13 protein-coding genes and 1 pseudogene are annotated in these 17,312 nt (G+C 70.5%); 10 read left to right on the plus strand and 4 right to left on the minus strand.

The annotated features are described in order from the left end of the window. Positions 1-75 precede the first annotated feature (75 nt). Both Prum_RS32455 and Prum_RS32460 read right to left on the minus strand, forming a co-directional pair. Positions 76-426, minus strand: a pseudogene (locus Prum_RS32455) (creatininase family protein); the annotation flags it as partial. A 2-nt stretch (positions 427-428) separates the two neighbouring features. Then, positions 429-1,643: a helix-turn-helix domain-containing protein gene (locus tag Prum_RS32460; protein WP_173079914.1), complete on the minus strand. Its 1,215-nt coding sequence runs from the start codon at positions 1,641-1,643 to the stop codon at positions 429-431. Between the two features lie 623 nt (positions 1,644-2,266). On the opposite strand from Prum_RS32460, the gene Prum_RS32465 reads away from it, so the two are divergent. The 3 genes from Prum_RS32465 to Prum_RS32475 are packed head-to-tail and all read left to right on the plus strand — an operon-like array spanning position 2,267 to position 3,998. Further along, entirely contained in the window at positions 2,267-2,776 is a 510-nt protein-coding gene (locus Prum_RS32465; RefSeq protein WP_173079915.1) for a SigE family RNA polymerase sigma factor, read from the plus strand. A gap of 2 nt (positions 2,777-2,778) precedes the next feature. Then, positions 2,779-3,375: a hypothetical protein gene (locus Prum_RS32470; RefSeq protein WP_173079916.1), complete on the plus strand. Its 597-nt coding sequence runs from the start codon at positions 2,779-2,781 to the stop codon at positions 3,373-3,375. Beyond that, positions 3,348-3,998 carry a hypothetical protein gene (locus tag Prum_RS32475; RefSeq protein WP_173079917.1) on the plus strand — a complete coding sequence of 217 codons (651 nt, stop codon included), beginning with the start codon at positions 3,348-3,350 and terminating at the stop codon, positions 3,996-3,998. Before Prum_RS32470 ends, Prum_RS32475 begins: the two co-directional genes overlap by 28 nt. Before the next feature lie 108 nt (positions 3,999-4,106). On the opposite strand, the gene Prum_RS32480 is transcribed toward Prum_RS32475, so the two are convergent. Next, on the minus strand, positions 4,107-4,553 hold the full coding sequence (locus Prum_RS32480) for a helix-turn-helix domain-containing protein (protein ID WP_173079918.1): 447 nt from the start codon (positions 4,551-4,553) through the stop codon (positions 4,107-4,109). A 184-nt stretch (positions 4,554-4,737) separates the two neighbouring features. On the opposite strand from Prum_RS32480, the gene fxlM (Prum_RS32485) reads away from it, so the two are divergent. The 7 genes from fxlM (Prum_RS32485) to Prum_RS32515 all read left to right on the plus strand — a co-directional run bounded on the left by fxlM (Prum_RS32485) (position 4,738) and on the right by Prum_RS32515 (position 16,175). Next, a complete protein-coding gene (fxlM, locus tag Prum_RS32485; protein ID WP_281369064.1) occupies positions 4,738-5,991 on the plus strand; it encodes a methyltransferase, FxLD system in 1,254 nt (417 codons plus the stop codon). A 319-nt stretch (positions 5,992-6,310) separates the two neighbouring features. Next, positions 6,311-6,484 carry an FxLD family lanthipeptide gene (locus Prum_RS32490; protein ID WP_173079920.1) on the plus strand — a complete coding sequence of 58 codons (174 nt, stop codon included), beginning with the start codon at positions 6,311-6,313 and terminating at the stop codon, positions 6,482-6,484. A gap of 90 nt (positions 6,485-6,574) precedes the next feature. Further along, a complete protein-coding gene (locus Prum_RS32495) occupies positions 6,575-9,661 on the plus strand; it encodes a lantibiotic dehydratase (protein WP_173079921.1) in 3,087 nt (1,028 codons plus the stop codon). Next, entirely contained in the window at positions 9,658-10,914 is a 1,257-nt protein-coding gene (locus tag Prum_RS32500; protein ID WP_246278234.1) for a lanthionine synthetase C family protein, read from the plus strand. Before Prum_RS32495 ends, Prum_RS32500 begins: the two co-directional genes overlap by 4 nt. Before the next feature lie 38 nt (positions 10,915-10,952). Further along, entirely contained in the window at positions 10,953-13,022 is a 2,070-nt protein-coding gene (gene fxlM / locus Prum_RS32505) for a methyltransferase, FxLD system (protein WP_173079922.1), read from the plus strand. A 58-nt stretch (positions 13,023-13,080) separates the two neighbouring features. Continuing rightward, on the plus strand, positions 13,081-14,202 hold the full coding sequence (locus Prum_RS32510) for a hypothetical protein (protein WP_173079923.1): 1,122 nt from the start codon (positions 13,081-13,083) through the stop codon (positions 14,200-14,202). A 596-nt stretch (positions 14,203-14,798) separates the two neighbouring features. Further along, entirely contained in the window at positions 14,799-16,175 is a 1,377-nt protein-coding gene (locus Prum_RS32515; protein WP_281369065.1) for a helix-turn-helix domain-containing protein, read from the plus strand. Here Prum_RS32515 and Prum_RS32520 read toward each other — a convergent pair. Continuing rightward, entirely contained in the window at positions 16,135-17,286 is a 1,152-nt protein-coding gene (locus Prum_RS32520) for an NAD-dependent epimerase/dehydratase family protein (protein ID WP_308785392.1), read from the minus strand. The genes Prum_RS32515 and Prum_RS32520 overlap by 41 nt on opposite strands. Positions 17,287-17,312 lie beyond the last annotated feature (26 nt).

A 17,312-nucleotide genomic window follows, 5' to 3' on the forward strand; every position in this document is an offset into this window, starting at 1 on the left:
GGTAAACGAGCACGGGACGCCCTTGGTCACACGCCAGGGGGAACGTCGCGGACGGTCCTACCCGCGGTCGGTAAAGTTCGACAGAACGTAGTTGCCGCCATGCCCGTTCACTACGACCAGCTGGTCGATACCAGCGCGCCGTAGCGACTCGGCGACGTCCGTGATGATCGCGGCGAGCGTCGATGAGCGGATACTCACGGTCCCCGACCAGCCGGCGTGCTCCTGAGAGCAACTAATGGTGACCGGCGGCAACAGCAGAAGGTCATAGGCCGCGGCGACCGACCGTGCGATGGTGCTGGCGACGATGGTGTCGGTGGCGAGCGGTAGGTGAGATCCATGCTGCTCGAAGCTGCCGACGGGAAGAACTGCCACGCGGGCGGCCCGGGATGCCTCGTCCGTGGTCGTTGCCGAGCTGATCAGGTCCACGGTCACATTCTGCGCGTCGAGCGGACGAGTGCGAAGGCGGACCGGAATGCGTCCACCTCGGCGGCACCGGAGTGCGGAGCGAGCCGGGCGTCGAGTTCTCCCAGCACACGCATCGCGCGGGCGGACGATGTCGCGGCGGCGATACCCAGCGCCTGACTTGCCTGGCCTCCAGCCTCAGCGACCCGGTTGGCCATCGCGTAGGCCATCGCGAGCCACGTCCTGATAAGCGCCTCGTCCTGCCGGAAGCCGGCGGGCCACTGGTCCAGGACCGCGTCGAGCAGGCGCGCCGCTTCCTCGCCATTGCCGAGCCTGAGCAGGCAATACCCTTCGTGGGCTTGAACGTAGGCGTGGGTGCAATGCCGCCCGATCGTGCCGGGATCGTCGTCGATGGGTACGCGCTCGGCGCGGAGGGCAAGCCGGTGAGCGGTCTTGAGGGCCGACGAGCACGCGTCGCGGTCTCCGCGAAGTGCGTGCCCCTGGGCCTGGCGTACGACACACAGAGCGCGGTCGCGGTCTGTCAATGGTGCAGTTGCGGCTGTCGTGGCGAGGGTGGCCGCCCGCGCCCCGTCGAGGCGGTCAGCAGCCTGCTGCGCCTGTCGCATGAACACGTAGGACGCCATCGGTGCATCGCCAGCCTTGCGCGCCAGGACGAGGGCCCGGTCAAGCCAGTAGGTCGAGGCGGCCGTGTCGCCGACGTTGTCGGCCGTCCAGGATGCGAACTCAGCCCATCGCGCCTCGACCGCGAGCAGCCCGGTCTTGATATCGCCGATCGCCTCGTGTCGATAGCGGCCGATCACGGCCAGCTCTCGGCAAGCGGCATCGTTCACCTGTCGCGGACCGAACATGTTGTGCGAGCCGGCCAGCAGGTGCAGCATTCCGGTCCAGTGCACCGCCATCGCAGGATCAACACTGGAAGCTCCGTCGGGCTCGCCCAGACGCAGTGCCACGTCTTTCGCGGCTTGACGCTCGGTAGCTTCGATCGCGTCGTAGTGCTCTGTCAGGATGCCGCCGGTCCCCAGGACATCGTCGCAATCGAGCCAGAACTGTCGTGGGACTCGCTGGCTTCCGATCTCGACATTGCCGATCGTGCTGCGGCCGTACCCGACCTTGGGCGCTAGTTCATGTTGCCGTAGCCCTGCGGCGTCGCGCAAAGCGGCCAGCTGCGCGCCGAGGTGCCGTCTCGCTTCACGTGCCTGCGTGGATTCGGTTGTACTCATGGTGGCGCTCCGGCAATGGCGGGGACGGTGAGGACGCTGCTGATGTGGGCCACGACGTCGGCGGCGTGCTACCCCGTGAGGTTCCACGGGTTTCTTTCGAGGAGTGTGGGGTTCGACTCTTGTCTCAAGGTGGATTCCGTCTCGGTCTGGATTGGCTCGATGCACAATGCGGCTCTGCTCGCGGAGCGTATGTCGAGGTAGCACTCTGCGGTGTGTGGCGGCGTGTCAATGTTTTGTCGGAGTTTCCTGCACGCTCGCCGACAAGGGTCCGTTGCCAGGGGCCCGGCAATGTCGTGAGCGGCGTCTCGTTTGATCGGGTACAGGTGGTCGAGGTCCTGCTGGATGGCGTGGCGGACCTGTTGTTTGTAGGAGGTGGTGCTGGCCGACGCGGTCGTGCGTACCAGGTACGAGCTGGAACCGCCTGAATCGTGTGCGGGTGCGCGCCTGGCACACGGAATCGAGGGAGTCGCCGATTGGCCCGTTGGGCATCCAGACCGAAACAGATCGTCGCCCGGTATCCGCGCTGGGCTTGCCGTGCCACACCGATCATGATCAACGGGAGTTGCCTTCCAACCCCGCCTGCGCCTGCTTCGTGTTACATCGATGACTGAAGGAGGCGGCAGTTGGCCCAGTTCGACGGGTTTGGCGAATTCCTCGCCGCCCATACCGAGGCGTGGTCGCGGCTGGCGTACGTGCTGGCCGGCAGCCACGCCGCGGCCGAGGACCTGCTCCAGAACGCGCTGCTCAAGACTGCCCGCCGGTGGCGGACGATCTCGGGGTACGACCAGCCGGAGGCATTCGTCCGCAAAGTGATGTACCACGAGGCGATTTCGCTGTGGCGGCGTCGGCAACGGCTCGATGAGCGGCCGGTCGCGTGGCTGCCGGAGTCGCCGGTAGGGCATGAGGCCGACAGCGCCGTACGCCGTATCGCGCTGGACCGGGCGTTGGCCCGGTTGACGCCGCGGCAGCGGGCGGTGCTGGTGCTTCGTTTCTACGAGGACCGTTCGGTGGCGGAGGCGGCCCGGATCCTGGGCTGCTCCGAGGGGACCGTGAAGAGTCAGACGGCGCATGCGCTGGGTCGGCTGCGCACGCTCGAACCCCACCTGGCCGAACTGATCACTGAGGAGGTGTAGTGATGACCGGACTGCGCGAGCACTTTGCCACGCAGGCCGACCAGGCCAAGTACTACGATGTCGCGAACTCCGTCATTCGGGTCGCGCGCCGCCGGCAGCGGCTGGTTCGACTGGCGCCGGTCGGCGTGGCGGTCGCGGCCGTACTGGCTGTGGTGGCGGCTTGGGCGCCGCTCGCCGGAGGATCCGGCGGCGGTGGCCTGCCGGGCATCGACGCCGCGGGGCCGGCCGACACGCTCGACGTCGACTGGATACCCGAACGTTGGGACGTGCCCGACTCGGCGCCACCGCTTCCCGCGGACCGGCCGGTCGGAGCGGGCGCGCTGGTACACGCGCCGTGCGCCACCTTGGACGAGAGCTGTAGGACGTTCTTCCTGCTGACCCGCGACGGCGCGCAGTACAAGGTCGACGGCGGCGGGCGGGCGAGTCTTTCGCCCGACGGCCGCTGGCTGGTATCCGGTCGGGACAGCGCCCGAACGCTGCGTGACCTGACCGGCACCATGAGCCGTCCGCTGCCCGACGGGACAGTGGTCGCCTGGTCCCCGACAGCCGGCTGGTCGTGGTGGAGCCAAACGTGCCCGGCGCCAACGCGGCGGGCGTGACTGTGGTGGCGCTGGCCTCTGGTCAGAGCCACGAGGTGGTCATCCACGATCCCGACGCCTGGGCGGTCCGGGACATCTTTCCGTCGGGCGACCTCCTGCTGGCCCCGCGCCGGGACCACGATCCCAACGAGGACTCGACCGGCACGCCGATGCCATCGCTCACCGGCCCGTACCGGCCCAACGGCGAGCCGTCCGGCTTTTTCCTCGCCGTCGCCGACGGCCGCACCGGCGCGCAGCGCGGCCTGTACGTGCCAATGGGCAACGGGGTACTCGGCAAAGGCGACGAGCTTGGCACCGGTCCGGCCATGCCACTGCTCATCGCTCCGAGCGGCCAGACGCTGGTCTACCAGCTCGTAAGCGCGCGTTCCGGCGGGAGCGGCGACCTGTTGACCATCTCGGCCGCCGGCCAGGTCCTGGACCGGTACCGGTTGCCGTCGGGGCGGGGAGCGGCCAGTCGCCAACTCGCCGCGGTACGCGCCGACGGCGCGGTGCTGATCACCCGGACCGGTGACGTGATCACCGTCGAGGTGCTGGACCTGGCCAGCGGCCGGCGCTGGGTAGTCGCCACCGCACCAGCCGGCTCCCACCTGCTGCTGGCCGGCACGACATCCTGGGACGGGTAGAGCCAACGAAGGGCGTAGGCGCGCGGCACGGTGAGCTCTGCCGTGCTGCCGCCGGCGAACGTCGTCAGCCGCATCGGTGAACAGGCGATTGACGGAGCGACGCTCGACCTAGCCCGGGCACCAGCCTCGCCACGGCGGCGCGCTGGTCGCCATGCCTGGGGCGAGCAGCTGCGCCAGGCGTCCGGCCAGAACTGGGGAGCCCACCACGGTCACCGGGCGGTGGGCCAGCCCTTCGCGCGCGTCGTGTGCGGGCGCGGCCGGGTCGGCCGCGCTGGGATGGCGGCGTGCCTCGTCGTGCCGGTGGGCGGACTGGGCCAGGCAGAGGGCGTGGTAGGCGGCGCGCAGTGTGCCGGCGGCGTTGAGGATGGTGTCGCAGCGTTCCCAGAATTCGGCCGGCGCGTTTTGCCGGCCCACCTCGATGTTGGCCACGGTGCTTCGGGCGTAGTTGACCGCCGTGGCTAGCTCGTGCTGGTTGAGGCCGGCTGCGTGGCGCAGCTCGGCGAGGCGCTGCCCGAGGTTTTTTCGGGTCTGTCGAATCTGTGGCGGGTCTGCCATCTCGGCTCCCATTGTCGCGCGTGGTTGTCGACAGTGACGCGCCGACTGCCGTTGCTTGGGGACGAAGCGTATGGCGGCCAGCGGCGCGTGTGCGGCGGTCGCGTGTCAATGTTTTGTCGGAACCCGCCGCGCTCGCTTACCGACCCCGTCCGGCGGCACTAGGGTCGGTCAGGTGCGAGGTGAAATGACCGAAAACGCTGCCATTGATACTTGTGATGTACTTCGATTCGGCTTGGCGGATCTGCTCCGGACTGAGGGCGTGGTGTCCAGCCATCTGATCGACAGCGCGGTGCGGACGGTGCCGCGTCACGTGTTCGTGCCCACCGTGCCGTTGCGGCAGGCGTACGCGGACGACGTCGTACACACCAAACGCGACAGCGCCGGGGTCGCGATCTCCGCTGCCTCGCAGCCGCGGATCGTCGCAATGATGCTGGAGCAACTCGGCGTCGAGCCCGGCCAGCGGGTGCTGGAGATCGGCGCCGGGACGGGCTACAACGCCGCCCTGCTGGCACACCTGGTCGGCGACCACGGCCAGGTCACGACGATCGACGTGGACGACGACATCGTCACCGGGGCCAGGGCGGCCCTCGACACCGCCGGCTGCGCCAACGTGCGCGTGGTCCTCGGCGACGGCGCGTTCGGAGGCCCGGACGATGCCCCGTACGACCGGGTGATCGCCACGGTGGGTGCCTGGGACGTGCCGCCCGCCTGGCTGGAGCAGCTCGCCCCGAACGGCCGTCTGGTCGTCCCGATGCGGGTCCGCGGAAGCATCACCCGGTCGATCACCTTCGAGCGCGCCGGGGACTGCTGGCGCAGCCGCGACAGCGAGATGTGCGGATTCATGCCGCTGCGCGGGATCGCGGCCGACCCGCGCCGCACCATAGCCCTCACCCCGGACGGCGAAGTCACCCTCGAGGTCCACCCGGAACAGACGATCGACCAGGATGCCCTCGCCGGTGTGCTGGACCGGCCCCGCGACGAGCAATGGACCGGGGTGTGCCTCGGCCCGCAGGAGTCGGCGGAGTGGGTCTGGCTGTGGCTGGCCTGCACCCTGCCCAACACGCTGAGCCGGATGCCCCTGCAGCCGTCGGCGATCGACCGGGGACTGGTCCGGTCGATGTTCGGCTGGGGCACGATGGCCACCACCGACCACGGCGCTCTCGCCTACCTCACGCTGCGCGACACCAACCCTGACCGCGACGCCGGCGTTGGCCGGGTGTGTGAGATCGGCGCGATCGGCCAAGGCCCGGGCGGCGCCGACCTCGCCCGCCGGCTCGTCGACGAGATCCGCCGCTGGGACCGCGAATACCGCACGCGCACGCCCCACTTCGCGATCCAACCCGCCGGTACCGGTGACCCGATCACCGGACAGTTCGTCTTCGACCTGCCACTCAACCGGCTCGCCGTCGACTGGGTGCACGGCACGAACCGTCGCTGATCTACACGCTCGAGCTGCCCCGCGTGCACGCGGGGTCCGCCTGCTCGGCGGCGGCAAGCGGCGAACGGCATGAGCCGGGTGTAGGCGTGGTCGAGATCCGGTGTCAACGAATTGTCGGCCGCCGCCGACACCACTTACCGACATCGATTGGTGATCGGTTGACTACCGATAGCTCAATCCTCGAGACGTCGACGCACCGATCCCGCGTCCCCCGCCGGGCCTGGAGCGGCGCCGCCAGCTGGCCGGACGTGTACCCGGCTTCATGCGGCGCCTGGCAGGCAGGTGTATCGACGTCCCGACTGCCGAAAGGAGTCGCACCATGTTCACCTCCACCAAGCCCTTGTCCGCGGTCGACCAGGCGCCGAGCGCGGCGGGCGCCGACGGCGACCGCTTCGAGCTCGACGTGCGCATCGTCGAGGCCGGCCCGGTCTCCGCAGCGCTGCTGGCCAACACGGACGACGGCTGCGACACCGTGAGGGGCAGCGACTGCTAGTCCGCCCCGGGTCCGTTCACCGGATCACTGTCGAGCTGGTGAACGGACCCATCAGTCCGATCGACGCGCGTGCGGGAAGGGGTGGGGTGCATGGCGACGATCCCGGGGTATCGGCCGGTCGATGCGGTCTTGCTGCGGGCCGGTCTCGCCACCGGCACGCTGGTGGCGCCTCGATGGCCGGACTCTGAGGGTGACGGCGGTGCCGAGTCGTGGCTGATGTGGATTGAGCGGGTCTGGAAAGACGACCGGCTGGCGGAGGCGGTCGCGGTTGCCAGCCCGGTGTTGGCGGAGCGTGTCGACGCGGTGCTCGGCGGATCGAAGGCGGACCCGGCGCAGCTGCGGCGGATGGCGATGTCGTTGGCCCGCTACGTGATCCGGATGAGGGGCCGCGCGACGCCATTCGGACTGTTCGCTGGGATCGCCCCGGTCGAGATCACCGGCGGCGCGCACAGTCGCTGGGCCGACGCTCATACGGCGGCCGTCGACGCCGACGGCGTGTGGCTCGCTTCGGTCATCGCTCGCTTGGAAGCCATCGCTGAACTGCGGCTGCGCCTGCGAGTCGTCCGCAACGATCTGATGGTTGTGCGCGGTGGTCGGCTCCACGTGCTGTGGCAGCCGCACGCCACCGAGGTCGCCACTGCCCGGCCTCACACGGTGTCGCTGCGGTATATCCCACCAGTCGAGGCAGCTCTATCGGTGGCGGAGTCGCCGGTCGGCGTCAAGGATCTCATTGACCGTCTTGCCCGCACATTCCCAGACCGAGCCGCCGCGGTCGATGCCATGATCGCGGAGTTGCTGGCTCGCGGCGTTTTGATCAGCAACCTGCGGCCTCCCCTGACTGCGCACGGTCTCGGGCATGTGCTGTCCGTGCTGCAGGAGGTGATGGCCTCCAGCCTCCCCCAGTGCACCGAGCTGGTAGCGGAGTTGATCGCGATCGACGCCCAGCTCAGGGCCACCGGACAGCCAGGAATGCTCGGCCGGTACCGGCCGCCGGTGGCGCAACGGATGCTCCACGTGTCCGATAGGCCCGCTCAGCCGCTGGTCGTGGACGTGCGGCTCGACGGCACAACGGCCCTGCCGCACCCAGTCGTGGCGGAGGCCGCGGGGGCGGCCGACGCTCTGATACGCCTGAACGCGGCCCCGCACGGGGTGCCCGGCTGGCGCGAGTACCACTCCCGGTTTCTCGACCGGTACGGCGCCAACACCGTGGTTGCGGTGACCGACCTCGTGGACGCCACGACGGGCCTGGGCTTCCCCGACCACTTCGAGGACCATGATCAGCGCACGTGGCCAGGATCCACGTCGCGCGACGAACGCCTGCTGGCGCTCGCGCAGCAGGCTGTCATCGACGGCACACAGGAGATTGTGCTGGACGACGACGCCATCGCCGCTCTTGCCGGCCACGACACGGCACCGACGCCACCGGCCCACCTTGACCTCTCAGTGGAGGTGCGAGCCGCATCGACGCAGGCGATCGCGGCCGGGGCCTTCGATCTCGTGGTGCGCGGCATCGGTCGGACCGCGGTCGCGACCAGTGGTCGGTTCCTGCGGCTGTTGCGCGACGAGGACCGCGACCGCATGGTCGACCACTATCGGACGCTTCCCGTCGGCGTCGAGGGTGCGATCGCCGTGCAGCTGTCGTTCCCGCCCAATCACCCCCGGGTGGAGAACGTCACCCGGGTGCCGCGCCTGTTGCCCACGGTCCTGGCCATCGGAGAGCACCGCGAATCGGCTGCCGACCAGATCACCCTGGCCGATCTCGCCGTGACGGCGGATCTGGACCGAATGTTCCTTCTGTCGATGTCGCAGCGGCAGGTCGTCGAACCGGTCCTGACCTGCGCGGCGTCCTGGCGCACGATGCCGCCGCTGGCCCGGCTGCTGATCGAGCTTCCGCAGGCCACGTCCGCCCCGGTCGGGCTGTTCGACTGGGGCACCGCCGGATGCCTGCCGTTTCGGCCTCGCCTGCGCTACCGGCGCACCATTCTCACGCCGGCCCGGTGGCGTATCCCCGCGGCGGCGCTGCCGGATCGGACCGCTTCGGCCGCCGCGTGGGCCGCCGCCTTCGCGACTTTGCGCCTGCGGATGCGACTGCCCGCCAGCGTGTTCGTCGGCACCGCAGACCGGCGGCTACGGCTGGGTGCCGACGAGCCGATGGACCTCGCGCTGCTACGCGAGCACTTGGACAAGACCCCCGACGCGACGGTCCTCACCGAGGCGCCCACCGCCGCCGATCACGGCTGGTGCGACGGCCGCGCCCACGAGGTGGTCATTCCGATGGCGCGCACGGCCCCACCGGCACCCGCACCAGCGGTACTGACCCGCCGCGGGCCCCTGCCGGTGGTCGGCCGCGACCATGGCCACCTACCTGGGGGACCGGTGCTGTCGGTCAGGTTGTATGGGCACCCGGACAGCTTCGACAGCATCCTCATCGAGCACCTGCCGGCGCTGCTCGCCGAGTGGGAGCAGCCGCCGACCTGGTGGTTCCTGCCCTATCGCGACCCGGAGCCGCATCTGCGACTGCGCGTGCACACCGCCGACTACGCCGCCGCCGCCAGGCGCAGCAGCACCTGGGCCGCCAGGCTACGTCGACAAGGCCTTATCCGGGACGTCACCCTGGACACCTACCGGCCGGAGATCGCCCGCTACGGCAGCGGCGCCGCGATGGCGGCGGCCGAAGCGTTGTTCGCCGCCGACTCGGTCGCCGCCGTCGCGCAACGCACCACCCTCGCCGACACCCGACAGGCACACCCGGACGTGGTCACCGCAGTGAGCCTCACTGACCTAGCCGCCGCCGTCACCGGCGGCAGGCAGGCGGGCATGTGCTGGCTGGTCGACCATCCGGACCTCCAAGCGGCGATCGCCGACCGGAGCCTCTTCCGGCAGGCGATCACCCTCGCCGACATCGCAGGCGACAGCCCCACCCTCAAGACCCTGCCCGGCGGCGCGGCGATCATCACCGCGTGGCGCGCCCGCGCCCGCGCCGCCACGACATACACGGCCAGCCTCACCGAGTACAACGCCGGCGTGACACCGGCCTCGGTAGCGGTGTCGCTGCTGCACCTGCACCACCTGCGCGCCTGCGGCATCGACGCCGAAGCCGAAGCCCGCACCCACCGGCTCGCCCGTGCAATCGCACAGGCCTACGCCGCCCGCCACCCGACCGGAGGCAGATCGTGACCGCCACGCTCGTCGAGCCCACCGCCGGCGTGCTGGCCGCCACCATCAGCGACGAGTTGTCCGTCCCGCCCCCACTCGCCGATTGCGACGACGACAGCCCGACCAGCCCTCGCTGGCGGCACCAATCGCTGTCCAAAGGTGCTGCCGGCGTCGCGCTGCTGCATGCCGCGCGAGCCTCCACCACCAGCGACGCCGACCAGCGGGTCCATGCCTGGCTGACCCGCGCGGTGTGTGAGGATCTCAGCGTCGGCCGCGGCGCGGGCCTGTGGTTCGGCACCCCCGCAGTCGCGTTCGCCCTCGCGGTCAGCGCCCCCGACCGCTACCAGCCGGCCCTGGCCCGCCTCGACGCCGCGGTCACCGACCTGACCGAGCGGCGGCTCCGCGCAGCAGACGCGCGCATCGCGGCCGGCACCCGCCCGGCGTTGTCCGAGTTCGACCTCGTCCGTGGCCTGGCCGGGCTCGGCGCCTACCAGCTGTACCACCGTCCCGGCGACGCCCTGACCCGCCGCGTCCTGGACTACCTGGTCCGGCTCACCGAACCGGTCCCGGCACACGACGCCGCAGCCCCCGCAGCGCCCGGCTGGTGGACGAGCGACGCCGGCCTCGGCCAGCCCACCATCCCGGGCGGGCACGCCAACCTCGGAATGGCCCACGGCATCGCCGGCCCTCTCGCCCTACTGGCCCTCGCCAGCCGGCAGGAGGTCACGGTCCCCGGCCAAGCCGACGCCATCGACCGGATCTGTCACTGGCTCGACGACTGGCGCCAGCCCACACCTACCGGGCCCTGGTGGCCCGAACGCGTCACCATCGCTGACCTGCGGGCCGGCCGCCCAGGCCAGCCTGGACCGGCCCGACCGTCATGGTGCTACGGCACCCCCGGCCTGGCCCGCGCCCAACAGTTGGCGGCCATCGCCCGCCACCAGCACGACCGGCAGATCGCCGCCGAACACGCCCTCACCCAGTGCCTGGCCGACCCCGCCCAACTCGCCCGGCTCACCGACCCCTACCTGTGCCACGGCTGGGCCGGCCTGACCGCCACCGTCTGGTACGCCGCCGCCGACGCCGCCACACCCTCGCTCGCCGCGCACCTGCCAGGCCTAGTCGGCGCGCTGCTCACCCATGCCACGACGCACACCGGCGTCGATCCGCTGCCGGGCTTGATCGACGGCCGCGCCGGCGTCGCGATCACCCTGCACACCTTCGCCACCGCCGCCACCGCCGCAGCATGGCCCGCCTGCCTGCTCATCAACTGAACACCCGTACCCACCGTCGAACCGACAGGACCCGCGACATGACCGATCCCACCACCACCGGCTGGCGTCAGCTCACCATCACCTTCACGACCTGGCAGGCCGCCGAACAGATCGCCGCAACCGCGCTAGCGCCCATGCTCGCCGCGGCCGAGGACGCCGGCGTCATCACCGCGTGGTGGTTCATCCGCAAGGGCCGCATCTGGCGGCTCCGGGTGCACACCGCAAACGCCGGCATGGTCGGCGAGATCTCCGCCGCCCTCACACAACACGAGACCGTCCGCGATTGCGCCGAAACGATCTACGAGCCCGAAGGCCGGGCGTTCGGCGGCCCGGCCGGCATCGACCTCGCCCATAGTCTGTTCCACGCCGACAGCCGATACCTGCTGGCCCACCTCGCTCACGCACAGCGCGATCGCCGGCGCGAGTTGTCCGTGGTTCTGGCCACGCGACTGCTGCGCGCCGCCGGTCTGGAGTGGTACGAGCAGGGCGACTGCTGGGCGCAGCTCGCCGACCACCGCACCCCGGCAGCAGCGACCCCCGAACCCTCGACGCCCATGGTCGACGACGTCCGACTGTTGCTCACCGCTACCACCGACACCGCCGACAGCCCTCTGCACCACACACCCCGCTGGGTCGACGCGTTCGAGCACACCGGCCAACGCCTCGCCGAGCTGGCCCGTCGGGGCACCCTCACCCGCGGCCTGCGGGCCGTGCTCACCCACCACATGCTGTTCCTGTTCAACCGGCACGGCGTCTCCGCCGACGACCAGCATCTGCTGGCCACCGCCGCCAGCCGAACCGTCTTCGACATACCCGCGCACCCCACGGACACCAGCCTCGCCGACACGACCCGGCACGCCAGAACCGACGGCACCGGCGCGAATACAGTCGGCGCGGTGACCTTCGAGCCCGACCCTCACGCCGACCGCGCCGCACAGCTCCGCGACGAGCTTGTCGACTACATCGCCAGCTGGGGCACCTTCCAGACCCCGCAGGTCGAAGCCGCCTTCCGCACCGTGCCCCGGCACCTGTTCCTGCCCGGGAACAATCTGGAGACGGCGTACGGCCGCAAGCCGGTCGTCACCCGCCGCGCCGCCGACGGCAGTTCGGTCTCCTCGGCATCCAGCCCCAAGCTCGTCGCCACCATGCTCGAACAGCTCAACGTCGCGCCGGGCGGCAAGGTCCTGGAGATCGGCGCGGCCACCGGCATCAACGCGGCACTGCTCGCCGAACTCGTCGGGCCGACCAGCACGGTCGTCACCATCGAACTCGACGATGACCTCGCCGCTGGCGCCGCCGCCAGCCTGCAAGCTGCCGGCTACCCGCAGGTAAAGGTCATCTGCGGTGACGGCGCGCTCGGGCATCCCGAAGGCGCCCCCTACGACCGGATCATCGTCACCGCCGAAGCGTGGGACATCGTCCCGGCCTGGTGGCAGCAGCTCACCGCCGGCGGTCGTCTCGTCGTGCCGCTGCGCCTGCACGGCAGCGGGCTCACCAGAGCCATCGCCTTTGACCTGCGCGAGCCGGACCTGATGGTCTCCGCCTCCGCGGTGGTGTGCGGGTTCGTCCCCATGCGCGGCACCGCCGAGCACCACGAACACCACGTACGCCTCGCCGACGACGTGGCCATCAATGTCGATGCCGGCGACCTTCCCAACGACACTGCACTCAGCGATACCCTCAACCACGCCCCACAGTCGCAATGGACCGGTATCCGGGTCCGCCACGACGAACCCGCCGAACACCTCGACCTGTGGCTGGCCACCACAGCTCCGCTCAGCTTCGGGCGGCTGTCGGTTAGCGCCGAGGCCCGCACCGCCGGCCGTGCCAACCCGGCCATGCGCTGGGGCGGCGCCTGCCTCTACACCTGCAACACCCTGGCCTACGTCACCGCCCGCGAGGTCAACGACGAGGTCAACGAACTCGGCGTCGTCGCGCACGGCCCGGACGCGGCCAAGGTCGCCGACGACACCATCGAACTGCTCACCCACTGGGCAGAGCAACGGCCCAGCCAGCCCACCATCACCGCCTACCGCGCCGGCACCCCCACCGGCCGCCCGGACGCGCCCATCTCCCGACCCCACACCCTGATCACGATCACCTGGTAAGCCCTCGCGCCGACGACCTAACAGCTTCCACCTTCAGCGGCAAGGAGGTCAGCACCTCATGACGTCACCCCTGCCTGCCCCAGCAACGATCCCGTCCGCCCGCGCCGCCGAACGGTTCCCACTGGTACCGCGCCGCAAGCCGGTGTGCCGGTCACTCGCCGACCGCGTCGACCGGGTCCGCCACCTCGCCGACCTCGCCAGCCACGCCCACGACGAGCCGCTGCGGCGCGGCGCCGAGGCACACAACCTCGCCGCACTCATCGCCAGCGACTGCGGCCTGCCCGACCTCGCCCGCGATCTGTGCTGGCGGCAGTTCGACATCTTCGCCGCCCACGGGCCGCACGACCAGCAGACGGCCAAGGCCACCCTGCAGCCGCTGGTCAACCTGGGCCGGCTGCACACCCGAGATGGCAACGGCACCGCCGGATACCAAATCCTCCGCGACCTGCTGCACGGGGCAAAGAGCCGCAGCGACGCCGTGGTCGACGGCAGAACAATCGCCTTCGACACCATCATCCGGCCCGGCGACGACCACCGCGACGTCGTCCAATGGCTCTGGACGGTCCTGCTCGCCGACGGCCTGCGCGCGCTGTGCCGCGCCGGCCGCTGGGCTGAGGCGCTGCACCAAGCCGAACACCACAACGGCGTCGGCCAACGGCTCTTCGACGGCCGCCAGATCGCGGTCATCGCCGCCTGTCTCGACGGGAACCCCGACACGGCGATCGCCCTGCTCAAGCAAACCGCGACGGCAGATCCCTGGGAGGACGCCATCGCCGCGTGCCTGACCGTAATGTGTTCGTCCCTGGCCGAGCGGCCCACCAGCGTCGCTATCGACGCGATGATCGGGGCCTACTGCGGGTTGGACCAGCCGGCCGAACACGCGCTGTTCTTGGTCCGGCTCGGCCTGCTCGTGGTCGACCTCGCCGGCGATGCCATCCCAATCGACGAAGTGATCGCGAAGATCGAATCGACGGCTGCCGCCTGCGGTGACGCCTACGCCGCCAAGGAGATCCTCAACAGCGGCGCCGCCGGGCGCCTCACCGAGCACACCAGCCGAACTCTTGCCGCCGCAGTGCAAGCAGCTTCCCTCGGCACCGGGATGCCACCCGATTCACGCACGGCCCTCCTGCGGTCGGTAGGCCACGGCGAAACAGCGCTCCAAGAGGCGCTCGCGCGTTGATTAGGGCTGAGGAGCAGAACCGGCAGGCCGCGCTTGAGGTGGCGGAAGGCCGAGCTGGAAATCGAACGCTACGACCGGCGGATCCCCGGCATGCCACCAGTTCCTCGGCTAACTAGCGGCGCCGAAATGGATGTGGGCGAGGAGGTGTAGCCGACTCAGCCGCTGCGATTGATGCCGTGCCCTGTGGCCTTGACCGCGCCGGAAGGCGGCTGTCGCTGTCGCCGACCGGCGGATGTGACAGACCTTCGCCATCGCTCATCGCAAGGGCGTCGCCGGGTTGCGTCGTGTCGCCACCCGACGGGCTGGGTTCCGTCTTGGGCCACCGTGACGGTCCCCGCAGTGCCGGGAGAGGCGCGGACCGACGAATTCCGACAAAACTTTGACATTCGCGGCCTTGCACGAACGGACCGGTGTCGTTGCAGGTCACACCCCACCGTCGTAAGGCGCGGGTGAGCGAACACGTCCCGAGCCGGGCCACCAAGGCTGCACGACGGCACCGGCGACTACCGATAATGACGGCACGCACGCTCGGTGTGCTGGACACCGGCAGGCGCATGTTCGGCTGCGTATGGCCATAGCCAGAGCGGCACGGCAGGATGCCTGCCTTGCCCTCGTGGGGTCTGGGAGGTTCGCCGGTGGGCCCTGATGACGTTCGGGAGCGACGCCGAGCCTTGGGCAGGCGGTTGAGGTTGTTCCGGGAGGCCGCCGGCTACACGCAGCACGAGTTCGCGCCGCTGACCCTCTACGGGCGTTCGACCATCGCGAACGTCGAGACAGGCGGCCAGCGCGCGCAGCGCGAGTTCTGGCAGCGCTGCGACCAACTGCTCAACACCGACGGTGTCCTTACCGCAGACTACGACGAGATCACTCTGCTCGAACAGCAGTTGCTTGCCGCCACCGCGCGGTCGTCCAGTCGCGCGGGTGGGTTTGCCGATACTTCGAGCGACGCGTACGTTGAGGTGGCGCGTTCGATCATGGACGCCGCGCGGGAGACCAGCGAACACGCGATGGACGCAGGGGCGTGGGCCGTGTCAGACGCCACCATTGAGCAACTGCGCGACGAGGCCACCCGGATCGCGCGGAGCTTTACCCGGCTGGCTCCGGCGGTCGCAGTGACCGAGACCCTGCGGCTACGCAACCTGGCCGCCAGCCTGCTGGAGCGCACGCGTCGTCCCGGCCAGCAACAGGAGCTCTACCTCATCGTCGCGCAGGCGGCGGGCCTGCTGGCCAGCGAAAGTATCGATCTCGGGTTGTGGCCCTTGGCTAAGGACTACGCCCGCGCCGCCTACACCTACGGCGAAGTGATCGGCCACGACGGCGTCCGGGCGTACGCACGCGGGATGCAGGCGACGATCGCGTACTGGACCGGGCAGCCCGCCGAGGCGGTCGAGTACGCCGAGGCTGCGGTAGCGCTCGCGCCGGCCGGCGTCGCGCGGGTTCGTGCGTTGTCCGTGCTGGCCCGCGCCTGGTCGCACCGCGGTGCCGCCGATCAGGTGCAGCAGGCGATCACCGCGGCCGAGGAGGCCCGTACGGTGGACGGTCAGGATCTGTTGCATGACGTCGTCGGTGGCGAGTTCGGCTACAGCGCGGCGCAGCAGGCGCGCAGCGTGAGTACCGCATGGTTGCAGGTGGGCCGGGCTGAGTCGGCGATCGCGGCTGCGGCCACCGCGCTGGAGCTGGCCGGTAGTCAGCCCGCGGATCCATGGTCGACCGTACCCGCGGAGGCGCGGGTGGACCTGGCCACTTGCCAACTGCTCGGCGGTCAACTCGACAGCGCTCGGGAAACCCTGGCGCCGCTGTGGCCGATGCCGGCGGACTGGCGACGCATCGGCCTCGTCGGCCGCCTGTCCCGGGTGCAGAGGGTGCTGTCAGAGCCCCAATGGCGGGGTGTGCCGAAGGCGCGGCGGATGGCCGAACTCGCATCCGGGTTCGTCACCACTCACGAGACGCCGCCCGCGCTGCCGCCGGCCTGACCGGCCTGCCGCCAGGCCGCCAGCAACTCGGCTTCCCGGTCGGGGGCAGCCCGTGGTCGGCGGCTCGGGCGGCCTCACCCTTCCCGGTGATCGCGGCGCCGCCGCTGGTCATCCAGGTCCACGTCTCGGCGATGGTGTCGCGCAGCAGCCGGCAGCGCAGCCCGGCGGCGAACGCGCGGCTGCTGTCGACGGCCCAGACCCCGGGGTGGGTGCGCCACAGCGGCAGTTCGGTCCACTGTTCGACGCCGTGGTCGATGAGCCAGTCCGGATCGACCCAGACGGGTTCGGTGTCCGCCTTCGTCTCGGCGATGCAGCCGCCGATGAGGTCGGCGAACGTGCCGTGCCCGAGCGGCGCGGTGACGTTGTAGGCCCCCGCGATCTGGGCGGTGGCGCAGTGCAGGGCGAACTGGGCGACGTCTCGCACATCGATCGGCTGGATCGCTCGGGTGGCCGGCCCCGGAACCAGCAGCTGTCCGCCCCGGACGGCGCGGCCGAGCCACCAGGTCAGACGGCCCACGTACTCGCGGGGGCCGAGAATGATACCGGGGCGCAGCACGGTCGACCGGTCAGCGCCGAGGGCCGTGACGACGGCGCGCTCGCACCCTGCCTTGAGGGCGCCGTACTGGCCGGCGTAGCCCAGATCCGCGCCGAACGTCGCGTCCGCGTCGGGCGGACACGCGAACAGCGCGGAATCGTCGTCCAACGGCTCGTTCGGCCAGCCGGTGTAGACGTTGACGGACGACAGGAACACGTAGTGACCGGCCACGGCCGACAGGGCGGTCGCAGCGTCGAGGACCTGCCTCGGAATGTATCCAATCGTGTCGACGACCGCGTCCCAGGGACCATGCTCGGCGAGTCGGCGCAGGTCTTCGGGGCGTTCGCGATCGCCGCGGACCACCTCGACCCCGGCGAGGTCCGGTGCCGAGACGCCTCGGTTGAACGTGGTGACCTGCCATCCGGCGTCAAGGGCGAGTTCGCCGATGGCGCGGCCGAGGTACCAGGTGCCGCCAAGAATGAGGAGCCGCATCGGTCCATCATCGCTGACGATCCGTGCGGCCTGCCCCGGCTGCACCACGCCGACGGAGCCCATCGCATTCCCGCGAATTCGCACGGCTGGATCGTGGCCTCGGTTGTAGG

It is taken from the genome of Phytohabitans rumicis, assembly GCF_011764445.1.
In the GTDB taxonomy this organism is placed as follows: Bacteria; Actinomycetota; Actinomycetes; order Mycobacteriales; family Micromonosporaceae; genus Phytohabitans; species Phytohabitans rumicis.